This window comes from Archangium sp., from assembly GCF_057119385.1.
Genome location: NZ_DBNGVP010000061.1, coordinates 104514 through 121107, shown reverse-complemented (window position 1 = coordinate 121107; position 16594 = coordinate 104514). Strand labels below are relative to the sequence as shown.

Annotated in this window: 10 protein-coding genes; 4 read left to right on the top strand and 6 right to left on the bottom strand. The window is 67.9% G+C overall.

All coding sequences use genetic code 11. From position 1 onward, the window contains the following. Positions 1–6: 6 nt before the first annotated feature. Complete coding sequence (locus tag AC16DP_RS13890) at positions 7–546, bottom strand: GNAT family N-acetyltransferase (RefSeq protein WP_329733678.1); 540 nt, start codon at positions 544–546, stop codon at positions 7–9. Positions 547–647: 101 nt separating this feature from the next. Here AC16DP_RS13890 and AC16DP_RS13885 point away from each other — a divergent pair, with 101 nt between their 5' ends. Then, positions 648–1277, top strand: a complete 630-nt coding sequence (locus AC16DP_RS13885) for a histidine phosphatase family protein (protein WP_329733677.1) — start codon at positions 648–650, stop codon at positions 1275–1277. A gap of 68 nt (positions 1278–1345) precedes the next feature. Here AC16DP_RS13885 and AC16DP_RS13880 read toward each other — a convergent pair whose 3' ends face one another. The 3 genes from AC16DP_RS13880 to AC16DP_RS13870 form a co-directional block, all read right to left on the bottom strand. After that, positions 1346–1489, bottom strand: coding sequence for a hypothetical protein (locus AC16DP_RS13880; protein ID WP_329733676.1), 144 nt, complete (start codon positions 1487–1489; stop codon positions 1346–1348). A 473-nt stretch (positions 1490–1962) separates the two neighbouring features. Next, entirely contained in the window at positions 1963–3327 is a 1365-nt protein-coding gene (locus tag AC16DP_RS13875) for a hypothetical protein (protein WP_329733675.1), read from the bottom strand. Between the two features lie 63 nt (positions 3328–3390). Beyond that, positions 3391–4422, bottom strand: a complete 1032-nt coding sequence (locus tag AC16DP_RS13870; protein WP_329733674.1) for an alpha/beta fold hydrolase — start codon at positions 4420–4422, stop codon at positions 3391–3393. Between the two features lie 179 nt (positions 4423–4601). On the opposite strand from AC16DP_RS13870, the gene AC16DP_RS13865 reads away from it, so the two are divergent. Genes AC16DP_RS13865 through AC16DP_RS13855 form a run of 3 tightly spaced genes read left to right on the top strand, consistent with a single transcriptional unit; the run spans position 4602 to position 12294 of the window. After that, positions 4602–8294, top strand: a complete 3693-nt coding sequence (locus AC16DP_RS13865) for a hypothetical protein (protein WP_329733673.1) — start codon at positions 4602–4604, stop codon at positions 8292–8294. Beyond that, on the top strand, positions 8291–8830 hold the full coding sequence (locus AC16DP_RS13860) for a DUF1318 domain-containing protein (RefSeq protein ID WP_329733672.1): 540 nt from the start codon (positions 8291–8293) through the stop codon (positions 8828–8830). The genes AC16DP_RS13865 and AC16DP_RS13860 overlap by 4 nt, the downstream gene beginning before the upstream one ends. After that, positions 8824–12294, top strand: coding sequence for a hypothetical protein (locus tag AC16DP_RS13855; RefSeq protein ID WP_329733671.1), 3471 nt, complete (start codon positions 8824–8826; stop codon positions 12292–12294). Before AC16DP_RS13860 ends, AC16DP_RS13855 begins: the two co-directional genes overlap by 7 nt. A gap of 51 nt (positions 12295–12345) precedes the next feature. Here the strand turns inward: AC16DP_RS13855 and AC16DP_RS13850 are convergent, their stop codons facing one another. Beyond that, entirely contained in the window at positions 12346–14847 is a 2502-nt protein-coding gene (locus tag AC16DP_RS13850) for a jacalin-like lectin (RefSeq protein WP_329733670.1), read from the bottom strand. 18 nt (positions 14848–14865) lie between these two features. Continuing rightward, positions 14866–16326 carry a hypothetical protein gene (locus AC16DP_RS13845; RefSeq protein WP_329733669.1) on the bottom strand — a complete coding sequence of 487 codons (1461 nt, stop codon included), beginning with the start codon at positions 16324–16326 and terminating at the stop codon, positions 14866–14868. Positions 16327–16594: the final 268 nt, after the last annotated feature.

Genomic DNA, 16594 nt, shown 5'->3' with positions numbered 1-16594 from the left:
GGTGACTCACCTGTCCCCGGGGAGCCGCTCGAGCATCATGCTCGGCTCGCCCTTGTACGTGCTGCGTGCGAACTCGCGGAACCCGCACCTGTGCGCGACCTTGACCGAGGCCTCGTTCCTCGGGTCGATGAGGCACACCACGCGCTCCGGACCGAACCGTTCCTCCGCCCACCGCAGCCCCGCGCGCACGGCCTCCGTGGCGAACCCCTTTCCCTGCGCCCACGGAGCCAGCACCCAGCCCGCTTCCCTGGCTCCGCCGAGCGAGGGCGTGATGTCCCGCCGGAAGTCCGCGAGGCCCACCTCGCCGACGAACCGGCCCGTGCTCTTCTCGCGCACCACCCAGTACCCGAACCCCAGCAGTTGCCAGTGGCCCGCGTTGCGCAACAGGCGGAACCACGTCTCCTCGGAGGTGGACGGCTTGCCGGTGATGTACCGGACGACCTGGGGGTCCGACCACAGCGCGTGGGAATCCTCGAAGTCCTCGAGTCGCGAGCAGCGCATGGTGAGGCGCTCGGTGTCGATGTCGGGGCTGACGATGGTGGGCACGGGCGCCCCTCCTGTGCGGTTCCCGGCACCGTGCCATCCCGGCGGGCACCGGGTCCAACGTTTCCTCCACTGCGGGCCCGCACTCGGACAATCTGTCCCCCATGAAGACCGAATTCATCCTGCTCCGCCACGGTGAGACGGAGTGGAACTCCCTGGGGCGGCTGCAGGGACACCTGGACAGTGCACTGAGCGCGAAGGGCCTGCGCCAGGCGGACGCACTCGCCGTGCGCCTCGCGTCCGAGTCCTTCCAGGCGCTCTACAGCAGTGACCTGGGACGGGCGCTGGAGACGGCGCGCCGCATCGCCGCGCGCACGGGCCATTCCGTGCTCCAGGACACGCGCCTGCGCGAGCGGGGCCTGGGCATCCTGGAAGGACTCACGCGGGACGAGGCGGGCCAACGCCATCCCGAGATGTTCGCGGAGTACGCGGCGGGCGGGCCGGACTTCGTCGTGCCCAAGGGGGAGAGCGCCTCCCAGCGGCTCCGCCATGCGGTCGAGTGCCTGGAGGAGCTCGGAGCCCGCCACGCGGGAGCGCGCGTCGTGGTGGTCACCCACGGTGGCGTCCTCAGCAGCCTGTTCCGGCACTGCCTGGGGATTCCACACGGCACGCCGCGCGCCTTCTCCGTGCTCAACGCCAGCTGGAGCCAGTTCGACTACCACCCGGGCACCTTCCGCCTGGTGACCTGGGGAGACGTGAACCACCTGAGGGACGACAGCCGCGACGACACGTGAGCTGAAGCACTCGACATCACGAACCCCTCCCCCGTCCGTCACGGAGGAGGGGCCCTTCGAAGCGGCCGTCAGTAGAAGAAGCAAGGCCACAGGGACGGCATGGGCCGCCCATCCGCGTACGTCTGGCCCGAGCCGTAGCCCGGCATGTTCTGGAACCACCACACCAGGAACTCGCCGCCGCAGTCCGGCGCCACGCTCAGGTAGCGGGACACGCTCAGGTAGCGGGATCAGGAGTGCACGTTGCCGCACACGCCGTCATACGGGTTCACGCCGTAGGTGAGGCCCTGGTGCACCGCCTGGGCGCTCGAGTCCGTGGGGAAGCTCAGGCAGGGCGGGCTGGAGCAGCTCAGGCCGTACCAGTCCCGGATGGGCAGTGTGACCGAGCGTCTTCAACAACGTCCAATGGGTGCCATCCGTGCTGCCCTCCAGGACGCTCTGGGCGGAGGTTCCGTGAAAGGCACGGATGAGGGGGCACGGGCAACTGCGCCCCCTTGAAGGTCGCCCTGCCCTGACTCTTTCATCGGTCCAATCCCATCCCAGTCGTGCGGGAGCTCCCGAGGAAACGTCATGGAATCATCCCGTTCAACCCCATCGGTTCTTGCCGGACCCGATGGGGACCTGGAGAGCGCGGACGTCGAGGGCCTCCGCGCAACGAGCACGGAGTCCCTCGTGGACCGCGGGGTGCTCAGCAGCCCTCGCTGGTGAAGACGAACGAGCCCGGCGAGGAGATGAGGCCCGGCACGCCGAGCTGGAAGCGGAACGTCGTGGACGTGCCCGCCGCGACCGTCCGCAGCTCGATGCCGTGCCGCATGGTCTGCACGATGGCGTCCGGCGTGGTGGTGTTCTGGGTGGCATACACGATGATGTCCTCCACCGGCGACCAGACGCCCGAGGTGTTCACGAAGCGCAGCGGGCCGTTCCAGTACACGCTCGGCACGGAGCTCATCGCGTTGTACACGCTGTAGGTGGGCTTCTGGGTGGCGCCCACCCCGGCGTAGCTGACGAACTCGGCCCGCACCCGCATGCAGGTGGAGCCACTGTTCGTCACGGTGAAGGACTCGTCGTAGAAGTTGCCGTAGTTGCCGAAGTTCACCGGCGCCGAGTCGGCGTAGTAGAAGCTCGCGCCGTACGCCTGCGCCGCGCTGGCCACCACGTAGCCGCGCACGTAGCCGGGCCCGGGCAGCGAGAAGGACTGGCTGCCCGCGACCTTGTCACCCGAGAACACGCCGGCGCCACGGCCATAGCCCGTCCCGTTGTACCAGCCCTCCCAGGCCACATTGCCCTTGGCCCAGGTGGACGGCACCGTCGTGCTCGCCGTCGCGGTCGGCTGGGAGAGGGTGTGGACGTAGAAGCAGCCACTGTAGCCCGTGGCGATGCGCAGGTTGAGCCGGCCGTCGATATAGCCGGCGCTGCCGCCCGCCACGTCGATCTGGTTGTACTGGTTGGCCGTGACCGACACGGTGCGCCGCGACAGGTTGGGGTTGAAGAAGTAGTCCTCGGTCACCTTGTTGGACACGAAGTTCGGATCCCTCGTCACCCAGGCGCCCAGGGCCAGGTCTCCCACCACCTCGATGACGGTGTTCTGCGTCGGCGTGACCCCCAGGCTCACGTAGCCGCTGCCAACGCCGCCGCCCATGATGTGGGCGATGTACACCCCGATGTCCTTGACCGCGCCCGCGGGGCAGGTCGAGTCCAGCGTCTTGCTGCCCACCAGCGTCGCCGCCGGCGCGTTCGTGGTGTACGGGTAGTTGCTCGTGTCACCGCGCTTGATGCCCGGGGTGTACTGGGTGCTGAACAGCACGCCGTAGGAGGTGATGGTCTCCGGGTTGTTGCTGGAGAGGAGAACCTTGCCGCTCTGGGCGGTGTCCTGCGCGAGCGGCTGGAGCTGCGACAGGGTGGGCAGCCCTCCCGTCCCCACGGGCACCAGCGCGCCCTCCTGCGCCGCCAGCGCCTCCTGGCCGGCCACCGGCTCCTCCGCTCCACAGCCCGCCGCGACCAGCGACAGCGCTCCCAGCACCGCGACACCCTTCAGGTACGACGGCTTCTTCATGGCATTGAACATGGTTTTCCCAGACGCACGCGGAATCACCAGGATTCCGGTCTGGACGGGTATCTAGTGGAGCACCGTCATTTCAGCGTCATCGGGTCCGCCAAGTTCATGTGACGGAAATGGATGGGAGGAGTCCCTCGCGAAACGGACCACCTCGGCGATGAAGCGCTTCGGTTGATCCACATGAATCTGGTGGGCCGCGGAGAGCAGCACGTGCTCGGCATGGGGCACGAGCGAGAGCACGCGCCGCACGTCCGCGTCGTCCATGGCGCCGACGAGCCCCAGCGTGGGATGCCGGAAGGAGTGGGCCTGGAGCAGCAGCAGGGGGCACTTCACCCGCTTCAGCGCCTCCTCGTGGCTGAAGCCCTCGCCCGGGCTGCCATCCAGGAAGGCGCGGGTGAACTCCGGGTCATACTCCGAGAGCCCCTTCACGAAGAGCCGGACCTGCAGCGGCAGGAAGGGCAGCTCCACCGGCCCCGTGGGACGCAGCAGGCGATACCCGCGGATGAGCGCCCCCACGAGCACGGCCAGGGGCCTCGGGAACTTCATGAGGCGGCCGTCGCCCTGGACGGGAATCTCCAGACGCGAGAAGAAGCCCGCGAGGTCCTTTCCTTCCGGGCGCGCGAGCGTCTCCACGCAGACCTCGAAGAACGTGTAGACCCACGTGTCATCGCGCAGGCGTGGCCACTCGCAGCTGAAGAGCGGAGGGTCTTCGGGGATGATGCCGCGCACCAGGTCCGGTGCGTACGCCGCGAGCCACACCGCGATGATGCCACCGGACGAGTTGCCCGAGACGATCGCGGGCGCACGGATGACCTCCCGCAGCAGCGCGGAGAAGTCCCGGCCCATGTTGTGGAAGGTGTACCGGCCCGGCGTCCAGCCGGAACGGCCATGGCCCCGCACGTCCACGGCGAAGACGTGGAAGCGGCGGGACAGTTCCGGCAACACGCGCTGGTAGCTCTGCCAGGGCATCGACTGGCCGGGGATGAGCAGCAGCGGGGGACCCGAGGCCGGGCCCTCTGCGTAATTGAGCTTCACCTCTCCGGTGTCGAACGTGCGCTCGGTGAACCCGGCTCCGCGGAGGGCTCGCTCCATGGGTGTTCCTCCCAGACTCCATTGTACAGGAGCCAAGAGCGTGTGCCCCGAGAGGGCCGAGAACCAGCAGGGAGCAAAGTCCCCACCACCATCGGGCGAGCCAACCGGGTACCGGCGATTGAAACCCGATTTCGCCACGTGGTAGGACGCCGGTGACCGCTCGCGACCCACCGAACATCATGGAATCCCCCGGAGCCGGAGCTGGACGGCCTCGCCAGCGGTTGGCTCGAATCATCGCAGGCGTGCTCCTGGTTCTCGTCGCGACGCTCGCGCTGGTGCTGGTCACGGCGGTGGCCGCTCTGCACAACCTCGACCGCCCCTGGTTGAAACAGCGCATCGTCTCCCGGGTGGAAGCAGCCACGGGCCTGCAGCTGGACTACCAAGCGGCCCGGGTCGCCGTGCTCTCGGGTCTGCGGCTGGAAGGGCTGGTGGTGCGGACCCCATCGCCGTTCCAAGGCGTCTCGCCCGAGCTGCTGCGCGCCGGCACGCTGGAGGCGCAATGGTCGCCCGGCTCGCTGCTCAGCGGGACCGTCCTGGTCGAGCGGGTGGCGGTGCGGGACGTGGCCTTCGTCCTGGTGGCCGACGATGCGGGGCCTACGTCCCTCACGGGCCTGACGGGGCCGGAATCCCCCACGCCGCCGCCCGTTGAAGCGCCACTCGGAGCCTCTCAGCAGGCCGCGGCCCTCCTGGCCTCCGCGCCTCCCGTCGGGAAGGTCGAAGTCTCGGGCGTGTCATTGAGCTACGTCCGTGTCCGGAACGGAGAAGTGATCGATCGCTGGTCCTTGCGTGGGCTCGCGGCCGAGCTCGAAGCGAAGCATCAGGACGATGGATGGAAGCTCTTCGCGACAACAGGCCAGACCGGCAAGCCGCTTCCCCTGGAGTTGAGCCGTGAAGGCTCCGCCATTCCATCGGCCCTGGCACAACTGGAACTGACCCTCTCGGCGGAAGTGGGGGCATCAGCCGCTCGTGCGCGGGTGGACCTCGATGTCGCGCGGCAGACCTTCGATCCTCGCTTCACGGTCCGTGCACTGCTGCACGGCACCGCCTCCGCGAAGTTCGATGCCGAGAAGCGGCACATCGCCCTCGAGCTGGACCGCACCCAGCTGACCGACAGCGCCGAAGTGCAAGCACAGCTGGTGCTTCCGGATGCGGCGGAGGTTCCACCCACCGTGACGCGAGCCCTGGCGGATCTCGATCTCGGACGGCTGCTGCAACAGGTCCCCGCCGATCTGCGTCCGTTCGCCCTCGAGCGCGGCAAGGTGCATCTGGATGCCCAGGAGCTCACCCTCAGCGCCATGCCACAGCTGGGGGCGCAGGGCAGACTCGAGCTGGGGGGCGACGTCGCGGCGCTCCAGCTCGCTCGAGACGGGCTCCAGGTGACACTCGACGGTGGACGCGTCTCCCTCGTGGCGACCCCAGATTCCCAGAAGGGGCTGGACGCTCGGCTCGCCTTCGCGCTCCAGGGACTCGAGGTCGGGGGGTCCACCCCGCTTCATGTTCCGAAGGCCTCCGGCGAACTGAAGGGTCACCAGCTGCGGCCAGACCCCTCCTCGCCCATCCAGGTCGCGGGGGATGCGGCCCTGTCCGGCATGGTGGAGGCATTGGACGTCCGTGCCTCCGGGCTGCGTGCGACCGCTGAACGTCTGGGATTCCATCTCCATGCGCCCCTGACGGGAGAGCCGCCCTTCGCACTGAAAGCGGACCTGCCCGTGCGCTCACTCCAGGTGGTCACGGCGGATGGACGCGAGGTGCTGAAGGGTCCCGTGCACGTGAAGCTCGACGTGTCGGAGGCGTTCCCCCGGTTGGACGAGCCGCGGCTGAGCCGGGCCCGCGCCCATCTGGAGCTCGACGTCGGCACGATGCACGCGTCGATGGATGCCACCAAGGGGACCGACGTTGTGGCGTACACCGTGGCCCTCCAGGCCCCGGACCTCGCCGCCGCCCGGCCCTTCATCCCCGAGTCGGTCGCCGCGCGCTTTCCCTGGAAGCAGCTGGCCGTGAATCTGGCCTCCACGGGCAGGCTGGCGGCGCTCTTCTCCTCCGCGCCACGGTTGGAGCACCGCACGGAACTGCGCCTGCAGCGGCCGGGCTGGGACGACGTGTCGGCCAGCAACCTCGCCGCCGTGCTGAGCTCGCGAGGAGATGCCTGGCGGCACAAGGGCGAGCTGGAGCTCCAAATCGAAGGGCTGCGCGTCGGCGAGAACGATGCGGGTCCTCAACACCAGACCCTGACGCTGGACCTCGATCGCCGCAAGCCGTCGCTCCGGCTGGGACTCACCAGCCAGGCGGGGTTGAAGCTCGCACTCGATGCCGCACTGGCGTTCGACCGCAAGGCCCGCGCGCTTCGCTGTGATGTCACGGGCGGCCTTCCGCCGCTCGGTGCGCTGACACCGCTGCTGGCCAGGGCCGGAGTGCCCGCGGAACTGGAGCCCTCCCGGCTCGAGCTGAACGTGGAGCTGCATGGCACGCTGCTCGGTGTGCTCACGGACATCGCCGCCGACGGCACCCCGAGCCTGGCCCCCGACCCCCTGCGTACCGCCAGCTTCGAGGGAACAGCCGTGGTGGACGCGCGCGGCATCCGCTGGAGAGAGGATGCCCGCTCCATCAACCTCCCCGCGCTGCATTGGCGGGTCGAGTCGCGCGCCGAGGGGCCACGGCGAACCGTCCACAGCAACCTGACGGTGGAAAAGCTCAACGTCGGCATGAGCGATCGCCGGCTGTCGTTCGCCCATGTGTCCAGCGACACCACCGCCACCTTCACCGGGAAGTGGGAAGCGGACGAGCTCGGACTGAAACAACGCTTGAAGGTCGGTGCCCTCGAGCAGAAGCCGGCGCTGCCCTATCCGGTCCAGGACCTGGAATGGTCGTTCTCCGCTCGCCGTGAGCCCAATGGCCTCATCCACATCCCCGACCTGCACCTGACCAACGCGGGGACGAGTACCCGCCTGAAAGCCGAAGGCCGGCTCGAGCTCGGTGACGACCGGCGCCGGCTGGCGGTCCAGGGGAAACTGGAGCAGGACCTGTCCAAGCTCGCGCGGCCCGGACTCCTCGAGGGCAGTGGCAAGGCCACACTCGATTTCCAGGTGGCTTCGCCCAACCTGGTGGTCTTCCGAAGCCTCTCCAACGTGCTCTTCCAGAACGTGAACCTGCGGCTGCCCCAATCGGGAGTCACCATCGAAGCGCTCGATGGCAACGTGCCGTTCACCGAGAACGTGGAGCTCACCGAGGGCCAGGTGAAGCTGCTGGGCGACATCGACGTGAACCCGTATTCGATGCTTCGTTTCGCCGACCAGCACCCCCTGCTCTCGCGCAGTGGCTTCGTGTCGGTGGGCAGCATCACCACGCCACGCATCTCCATCGCGCCCCTGGCTGGAAACCTGTTCGTCAACCAGAACGTCTTCTCCATGAGTCAGCTGGAGATGGGCGTCCGCGGTGGGCGTATCACCGGACAGTGCGTGTTGAACTGGCAGGGACAACACTCCACCCTGGAAGCACGCGTGCGGGCGACCGGCGTGCGCTCGTCCCGGGGCGAGCCCTTCGATGGCAATGCCGCCGTGGTCATCTCCGGCAAGGATCGCAGCGTCAACGGACGCGCGGAGATCCTCCGCATTGGCAACCGCCACCTGCTGGACCTGCTGGACCTCGAGGATCCGCGCCACACGGATCCCGCCACCAACCGGGTCCGCTACGCGTTGAGCGTGGGCTACCCGGAGAACGTGCGGGTGAGCTTCAACCAGGGCTTCGGCAGGCTGCGCATCACCATGGGCGGCCTGGCCCGGTTCCTCAGCATCGACGAGATCCGGGGCATCGCCATGGGCCCCATCGTCGACCGTGTCATCGACTCCTTGTCCCCTCCGGAGGCCACGCCATGAATCGCCGCGGGTTGCTGCTGCTCGCCGCCCTCGCCCTTCCCGGGTGCATCCGCGCTCCTGAGATCGTCATGGTCGATCGCGCGACGGCACTCGAGGAACAGGCCTCGGGCTCGTTCAAGGACGTGGAACGGCGTCTCGCTCGCGCGGGCATGAGCCCGACACCGGTGCCGTTCACGCCCAACCAACTGGAGGACCTGGGCATCCAACCCACGCCGTTGATCGAGAACCTGGGCAGGACGCAGGCGGACCGGGTCGACGAGTTGCTGCGGCGCCACTGCGTGGGAGAAGGGCGGGACGGGCTGCTGGTGGTCACCCGGCGCCAATGCCAGGCCGGACGCATGTCGGCCGATGACGTCGCGCTGGTGGAACGGGTGAACCGGGCCCGGCAGAACCTGTGGCAGTGGATGCGGACGGTCCGCCCCGACGTGCCCGAGGAGTCGGTGCGCCGGAGCTGGCAGCAGATGCACGCGAAGGGGGTCATCTGCGGCGGCTGGGTCGAAGCCGACGACGGCACCTGGGGAGAGAAGAAGTGCTGACGCTCCGTGGCCGGTGCTTCCTGGTCCTGGCCGTCCTCATGGTGGGCAGCGCCTGGGCGCAGGACGATGAGAACGACGGCGGCCTGCGCACGCTCTCGCGGCTCACCGTGGGCATGGGAGATCAATTCCTGGGGCAGTTGGCGCCCGATGGAAACACGCTGATCTTCGTGTCCAACCGTAACATCGCGACCGAGATCTACATTCAGGACATGGACCAGGGCCGCGAGCGCCGCCTCTTCGACGAAGGCGCGGACGTGACCTGGCCGCGGATCAGCCCCGACGGCAAACACCTGCTCTACATCTCGTTCCGGAACCAGGCCAGCGGCCAGCTGTGTGTGCGGAAGCTGCCGGGTGGGGAAGACCGCCGGTGCCTCGAGGAGGAGACCAGCGCGCTGCAGGCGGAGTGGATGGATGCCTCGCACATCGCGCTGGTGAGCCGGGCCACCATCCAGGGGGACCTGAGATTGTCGCGGGTCACGGTGAAACGCGAGTTGAGCGCGAGTCCCCTGCTCGAGCGCAACCTGACCAGTCCCACCCTCTCCCCCGATGGGCGCTGGCTGGTGTACGTCCCGGTCGAGCGCTCCGTGCAGCAGGTGGGCCCCGGCTTCGCCGCGCGCGCCTCGCTCCATCTGGAGGCACTCCGGTTGGATCGCCCGGGCGCAACCCCCATCCCGATGGCGCTGGATCTTCCGGGGCAGACCGGACAGCCGGTGTTCGCGCTCGATGGGCGCTCCCTGTACGTGGTGCAGTTCTTCACCGACTCCAATGCGGACGGGGTGATCGACGCCAGCGACAAGGGCGTGCTGTTCCGGGTGCCTTTCGCCGCCGAGCGCGAGGATGCGCCCGAGCTGGCCGCCGCCTCCAGTCCGGACCAGCTCACCAGTGCGTCCTGGAGCTGCGAGTACCCGGCACCCGCGGCCGCGACCCTCATCGCGACCTGCTCGCGCGATCAATCACTGGATGTGTATCAGCTGCCGCTGGATGGCCAGGTTCCCAGCAGCTGGGACGTTCCTCGTCTCAGCGGGGAATTGAAGATGGTTGGCAGGCGCGCGGATCAACTCCTGCTCTACCGCCAACGCCTGCTGCGCGAAACCCGGCCCAAACTCCGCCGTCTGCTGATGATGCGCCTGAGTCAGCTCCACTTGGCGTACGAGGACTTCGATGCGGCGGAGTTCTACGCCCGCCACATGCGGTCGGTGGACGATCCCGCCACCGCGGGACTGGCGGAGCCGCTGCGGCTCCTCATCGAGCACCGGCGCGCCATGAAGGAGCGCGAGTACGGCCGCAGGGTGGGCGAGCCCGCTGACGCCGAACGGCAACGCATGGCCGCGTTGGATCCCTCCACCGCCCCCAGCCCGCCCTCCGCCGTCTTTCAACACGTGGTGCGCAGCGAGCTGGCACAGACCGCCGGAGACTTCACGCGGGCGCGTCAGGAGCTAGAGGCCGCCCAGGTGACCGACACCACGCCGCGCGCGGTGCTGGAGGCCTGGTACGAGCAAGCGGACGCGCTGTACCGCGCGCTTGATGATCGCGAGGCCCTCGTCGACGCCGGCCGCCGGCTGTCCATGAACAAGGTGTTTCCTGAAGATGACCAGCTCGACTTCGCTCGCGCCGCCGTCCGCGCCCTGTACCGGGGACGCCCGTACGACGAGGCGGATGCCGCCATGGCCCAGGCACTCGCCTCGGCCCCCGCCGGCTCGGCCTATGCGTTCGCCCTGGAGCTGGGCCGGCACGTCAACGCGTTGCACGAAGAGCGTCCCCCCCGGCCCGTCCGGGACGCGCTGATCGCGTTCTACCGGCAGCAGGAGAATCCCCTTCGCCGGCGAGCCCTGGTGCAGGACGCCGTCGAGCGCGCGGCGGGGCTCGGCGCCGACGGCGTGCTGGAGGCGTTGGCGACGGTCTACGTCGATGACGCCCGGCCCGGCACCGAGGAACGCCGCCAGGCCGAACGGTTGTTCCGCCGCGCGATGCTGGGCCGGGCCTACCGCCGGTTGGCGAGGGAGCGGCTGGACGAGGCCCGTGCCGACTTCGACCTCGTGACGCAACGCACGGGCTACCTGGAGAGTGCCGTCGAGTCCATGAGCCTGCGTCTACGGGCCGGCGTCAGCCCCGAGGTGGTGGAGAAGGAAGTCACCACCACCTCTCCGAAGATGGCCGGGCCGCTCGCGCACTTCGTGAAGGCCTACCTCATGGCGCGCCAGCTGCCCAAGCTGGAGGATGACCGCGCCCACGCTCAAATGGTGGCGGCGGCCGTGAAGGAGCTGCGCGCCTCGTGGCAGGAGCTCAAGAACCAGCGCGTGGCGCATGCCCTCTCGGGAGCCATTCATCACGAGGACTTCCTCCGGGGCCACGCGCCCGCGGCCGCCGAGCGCGCCAACCGGCACTATCTGATTGCCCTGGACCTGGTGCGCAACAACGTCCGCTACCGGGCGAGGCTCCTCGGCGCGTTGGGGCTGTTGCACACCCAGGTGGGCAACTTCCACATCGCCCTGGGCTACCTCGAGCAACGGGACAAGTTGCCCTATGTGGACAACGCGTCGGGGCTGGCGGTGTCCCTGGCCCGGGCCCGGGCGCTCCTGCACGTCGGCCGCGAGGAAGAGTCAGCGCAGGCGGCGGACAAGGCCCTGGCCATGGTGGACACCACACCGAAGCTGGACAGGTTCGCCACCCTGGCACTGGATCGCGCGGCGCTCTACAACCTCGCGGCGGGCCGGTTCGAGCGGGCGTTGGCGCTCTACGATCGTGAACTGCCCACCGTGGAAGCGGGCCCCAGCGACGCGGAGGGGCTGCGCAACCGGCTGGTGGTGCGGCTGTCCCGCTGCGCCGCGGCGTTGGGCGCGGGTCAGCCCCAGCGGGCGTTGGAGGACCTGGAGAAGGTGGATCGCGACCTGGCCACCCCGGCCGTGCAGACCACGCTGAGACAGGCCCACGCCACGCCCGAGCACGTCCAGCGCTCCTATCGCATCATCGCCGCGGGACTGCGCGCCAATGCGGAGACGCGGCTCGGGAACCTGGACGCCGCCGCCCACGCACTCGAACAGCGGCGCGCGCTGTTCCTGGAACAGTTCGCCGAGTCGGATCGCGACGAGGACATCCGCGCGGTGACGCTGGCGGAGATGCGGCTGGCCGAGAACGCCGTGGATCGCCGGGACACGGCGCGGGCGGCCCGCTGGTTGGGCAAGGCGCTCGAGCACGCCGACACCCTGGTCAAGCGCACCCACGCACCGGTCGATGCCGGCCAGCTCGACGTGCTCTGGTTCGCGGCGCAGTTGCACTCGGATGGGAACACGCGGGTGCCTTTCGACGTGCCCAAGCGTCTGGGCCAGGCGCAACGCACCCTCATCGACCAGCAGGATCCTTCCTGGCGCGCCTATCTCGCGTGGTTCGAGATCTACCTGGCGCTCAACGCACACCCACCAGCAGCGGAGGTGCGGGACGCCCTGCTGCTGCCCTCGCAGCCCTGATCGACTGCCCGGGCGCGGCCCCCGTGGAGAGGCCGCGCCGGGCATCGGGTGCTACAGCAACTGCACGTTGCCGCCGATGGAGGCGATGAACGTGCTCCCATCCGAGTGCGTCACCGTCGTCCCGAAGAACGACCGGATCGCACTACCGGCGGGCGCGGCGAGCGTGTAGGGCTGCGGGTTGTACACGTTGGCCATGGTCCCGAAGGGGCCGTAGCTCTTGCCGCGCGCGGTATGGAAGGTGATCTGCGCGACCTGCTCCATGCCGAAGTACGTGCCCGTGTAACCGGTGAGCGACACGATCGCATCGTCGGTGAGGTCGATCGTGGCGGGGTTGCCACCCGGTCCCCCCTCGAAGGGCGCGGTATTGGAGCCGTAGCTGGCCTGAATGGCGTCGATGATGTCGCCGGAGCGCACCAGGAGGCTCGTCATGGGCCCCCAGCCACTGACCGCGGACTGGTTGTCCCAGCTCGCGCCCGGTCCTCCCACGGGACCGATGGGCCCATAGGGCATGCCCGAATTGAACCAGTTCAGGATGAGGTTGCACCGGATGGTCGACAGGTCACGACTCACCGGCATGTGCAGCGGCTGGGTGATGTCCAGGCCGAGGACCCGCTGGATCTTCTCGCGGTTCACCACCACCCCTTCATAGGTCCACAACTGGAAGCGGCCCATGATCGGATAGAGCATGCCGTATTGCCGCAGCATGTCGCCGATGCCATTGACCCACGTGGGCGTGCCCGAGATCGGATTCTGCTGGTAGATCTGGGCACTGACGAGATCGTTGGGATCCTGGTTGTAGTCCGCGACGGCCGGGCTGAAGGTGTAGGTGGTGAAGTAGACCTGCCCGTCGACGAAGCCGCGTGGATTGCCGGGATCCGTGCCAGTGATGGTGAGGGTGGCCTTGCCGCCGGTGATCGGCACGAGGCTCGAGGAGAGCACCAGCTTCCCGGGAGGCGTCGAGATGTTCCCCGCGTTGATGCCATTGGTGCCCGACGTGCCCAGGGTCTCGAGGGTGTACGTGGCCGCCTCGCTCGGGCTGAGGGTGTTGAGGCTGACCTTCCACTGCTCCGTGCCCTCGACCCGGCCGAACTTGCGCACGTAGATGTCGACGGTGTTGGTCTCTCCGAGCGGGAAGCTGGGGGTGGTCTGCAGGCCCGGGTTCATGCGGAAGATGAACTGGTTGGCCCGCATGCTCAGGCCCTCGGAGTTCTCCTCCAGCAGGCTCTGGGTCACGGGACTGCCGTTGACGGTCGTCGTGCTCCGAAGGGCGATCGGGAGGTTCGCGAGGCTCTTGGGATCGACGGAGCCGAACTGGGTGACGACCAGCATCCCGGACTGCTTGTCGATGAAATCGGGGTTGGAGTAGTCAATCGAGGGAACGAAGGTCGTGTACGTCTTGTTGTCGCCGGTGCCGGTGTAATAGGCGAGCGACAACGTCCCGAGCTTCTCCGCCCACAGCGGGCGCCCCGGCAGCCGGACCGGTAGCGAGTTGGCGAGGTCGAGGGTCAACGAGGGCGTGGAGCCATCGAGGTCGAGTTGGGCCTGGGCCCACCACGCGGGGGACTTCGAGCCCACGGGCGGCGCCAGGGTGCGCGCTGGCACGGCATAGGAGGGCTCGTCATCCAGGCAAGGCCCGACGGAGCCGACGATCTTCCCGTAGTTGAAGTCGTAGAGCGGCTGCTCGGGCAGGGGTTTGCCGGTGCTGTAGTCGATCCACGGAGCGTAGGGCTGCTTGGTCACCTCCAGGATCACCGGACCGTACTGCTGCGCCGTGCTCTGACCCAGGAGCTGCTCGAGCAGGGAGTTGACGTAGACCTGCGTGGGGATGAAGCCCCGCCCCGGAGCCACGGGCTTGCCATTGCTGTCGACGTTCATCACGTAGTCCTGGAGGCTCACGAGCTTGTCCAGGACCGCCTGGGGGACGCCTTGCGCCAGCATCGCCTGGAAGGTGGCGGTGGTGAAGGCGTAGAGCTGCGGGGCGTTGTTGTGGGCGCTGACCACCATGCGGATGGACAGCCGGTTGGGTGACCGGGCCTGAAGCGCCTTGAGGACCGCCGAGTTACCGACGTTCCATTTCAGATGGGTGAGCGTGGATTGATAGACGGCGGAGCCGCTCGCCGAGTTGCGGGGGGTATTGGGGCCCTGCGAGTTGCCCCAGATGCCATTGAAGGCGACGGGCGAGAACACGCCCTGGACCCAGGCGCCACTGAAGTCGCCGAGCATGACGGTCATGCCCCAGATCTCACTGCCGTTCTGCTGCATGGGATCCAGGTCCACCAGCTTGGGCGGAGAGCTGGTGTACAGGGCCGTGACCGTGCTCCCCAGGAGGGAGTCGGTGGTGACGCCGGGGGCCTCGACGGTGGTCACCTTGCATTGGATCAGATCGAAGATGCTGTCGCCCTTGGGCTCCCAGTAGAGCTCGATGTTCTCGGGCTTGAGCGAGTTCTCGTTGTAGTTCGCCGGGTTGTAGTTGTTGGGCGTGTTGTTGATGGTGGCCGGCGAAGCCTGGAACGTGCCCGCGAAGTTGATGCGAGGCTGGTCAAGGTAGCTCATATCGGTCTGCTCCAGGGGCTAGGGGTTGGAGAGGTAGGGATTGCAGGTGGTGGGCAGGGAGCCGTTCTCGCACCCCCCCGGCATCTGGACGTTGTCGAAGAGGTGGCTCAACCCCACGGGCGGCAGGTTCTGGCTGTTGGTGGGGCCCTGCATGTTGTGGCAGCTCATGCAGTTGTAGGGGTTGCTCACCGCCGCGACACCATTCTGCACGAAGGTCTCCATGGAGGTATTGGCGGCGGAGAGCGCGCCCTGCTGCGCTTGCAGGTAGGGAGGGAGGGTGCCGCCCACGGTCCACACGTTCCCCACGAGCTCGTAGTTGGCCCAGACCTTGTTGATGAGGGTGGGGTTGGCCTGGATGAGCGACTGGACGCTGCTGTTGATGGCGTTGATGGCCTCGGAGCTCTGGGCGAGCATCGCGCGGGTCTTGTCCTGGCAGGCGAACTGGTTGGGATTGGCCTTGCAGTCGTTGCCGTCGGGGAAGGTCCCCGTGGCCGAGTCCCCCTCCGGGTGCATGCGGCAGACCTGGGCGGGTTTGCCGGGCTGATAGGTGTTGGTGGTGCAGTTGGTGCAGTTCGGGTTGAAGAAGTTCCACGAACCACCGAGGGGAGGCGCGGCCGAGGTGTTGCTGCAATCGGGCGCGTTGTTGCGGTGCTCGAACGTGGCCCAGATCATCGCCGGGAAGTTCGGGGTCTTGGCCACGATGTGCATCCCGACCAGGCCCAGGTTGACCTGACGGCAGGGCCCGCCCTTGTACTGGATGATGCCAGGAACCACGTAGAAGAGGTCCGGGTTGAAGCCCGAGCCATCGAGCACCATCCAGCTCGTCTTGAGCTCGACGGCGGTGTTGGGCAGGGCCAGGTTCGGATACTTGCTGATCAGGTCGATGCCCTTGTTCCCCGGCTTGAGGGGACCCGCGCAGTTGGCCATGTAGAGCTGGCAGGACGTGAGCATGTTGTAGATGCTCTGGTTGACGGACATGCCGTAGTAGACGAACTCGCCCTTGAGATCGATCAGCGGCTGATCCGCGCCGGCCTGCTTGGTGATGTCGGAGTAGACGCGGGGCGGCTTGCTGGGGGTGGTGCCAGCGATGGAGGCGGCCTTCTGGATGGAGCTGCAGGAGTTGGGCGGCTCCTGGCCCCAGGGCGTGGGCGTGCCGTCCTTGATGAAGATGCCGTAGGAGGGCATCCACGTCTCGAATTGCAACCGGGTGGGATCGCCACTGGCCGGTTGGACGAGCGCGAGCATGGACTGCCACATGAACTGCTGGAAGTTGCAGATGCTCTGGTTCCCGGGCACTTCGCCAGGCAGGGTGGAGCTCGTGAGCCAGGAGGGATCGGCCGGACAGGAGCTGGCCGCGGAGTCACCTACCGACGTCGGGGGAAGTGGCTGCACCGGCTCGACGAGGGTCTTCGCGGGACAAGCCATGAGGCCCATGGCGCCGATCGCCACGGGGAGCAACATGAAGGGTCTGTGAGACACGGGTTTCTCCTCAACGGTCTCGCCAGAAGATGAGTCTGGCGTTCCCATGGGAGCCTACTCCGGCCCACACTCGGAGTAACAAATCCGCTCGTCTCTTTTTTTCCGGGCCAGCGCGCGCGATGCGGACCTGCTGGAAGGAGATGGAGATTCCGCACCTGCCAGGTTTTGAGGGGCAAGCCCACTTTTCCCAAGGGCATGCCACTGCCAGGCAGAACCTACTTGCTACCTCTTCCTCTCAGGCTATAGCGTTCCAGTCTTGAACTTAGGG

What these genes read in the sequence shown, in the direction of transcription:
- AC16DP_RS13885 (WP_329733677.1), top strand. Translation starts at nt 648, where the DNA reads ATGAAGACCGAATTCATCCTGCTCCGCCACGGTGAGACGGAGTGGAAC.
- AC16DP_RS13875 (WP_329733675.1), bottom strand. Translation starts at nt 3,327, where the DNA reads ATGAAGAAGCCGTCGTACCTGAAGGGTGTCGCGGTGCTGGGAGCGCTG.
- AC16DP_RS13870 (WP_329733674.1), bottom strand. Translation starts at nt 4,422, where the DNA reads ATGGAGCGAGCCCTCCGCGGAGCCGGGTTCACCGAGCGCACGTTCGAC.
- AC16DP_RS13865 (WP_329733673.1), top strand. Translation starts at nt 4,602, where the DNA reads ATGGAATCCCCCGGAGCCGGAGCTGGACGGCCTCGCCAGCGGTTGGCT.
- AC16DP_RS13860 (WP_329733672.1), top strand. Translation starts at nt 8,291, where the DNA reads ATGAATCGCCGCGGGTTGCTGCTGCTCGCCGCCCTCGCCCTTCCCGGG.
- AC16DP_RS13850 (WP_329733670.1), bottom strand. Translation starts at nt 14,847, where the DNA reads ATGAGCTACCTTGACCAGCCTCGCATCAACTTCGCGGGCACGTTCCAG.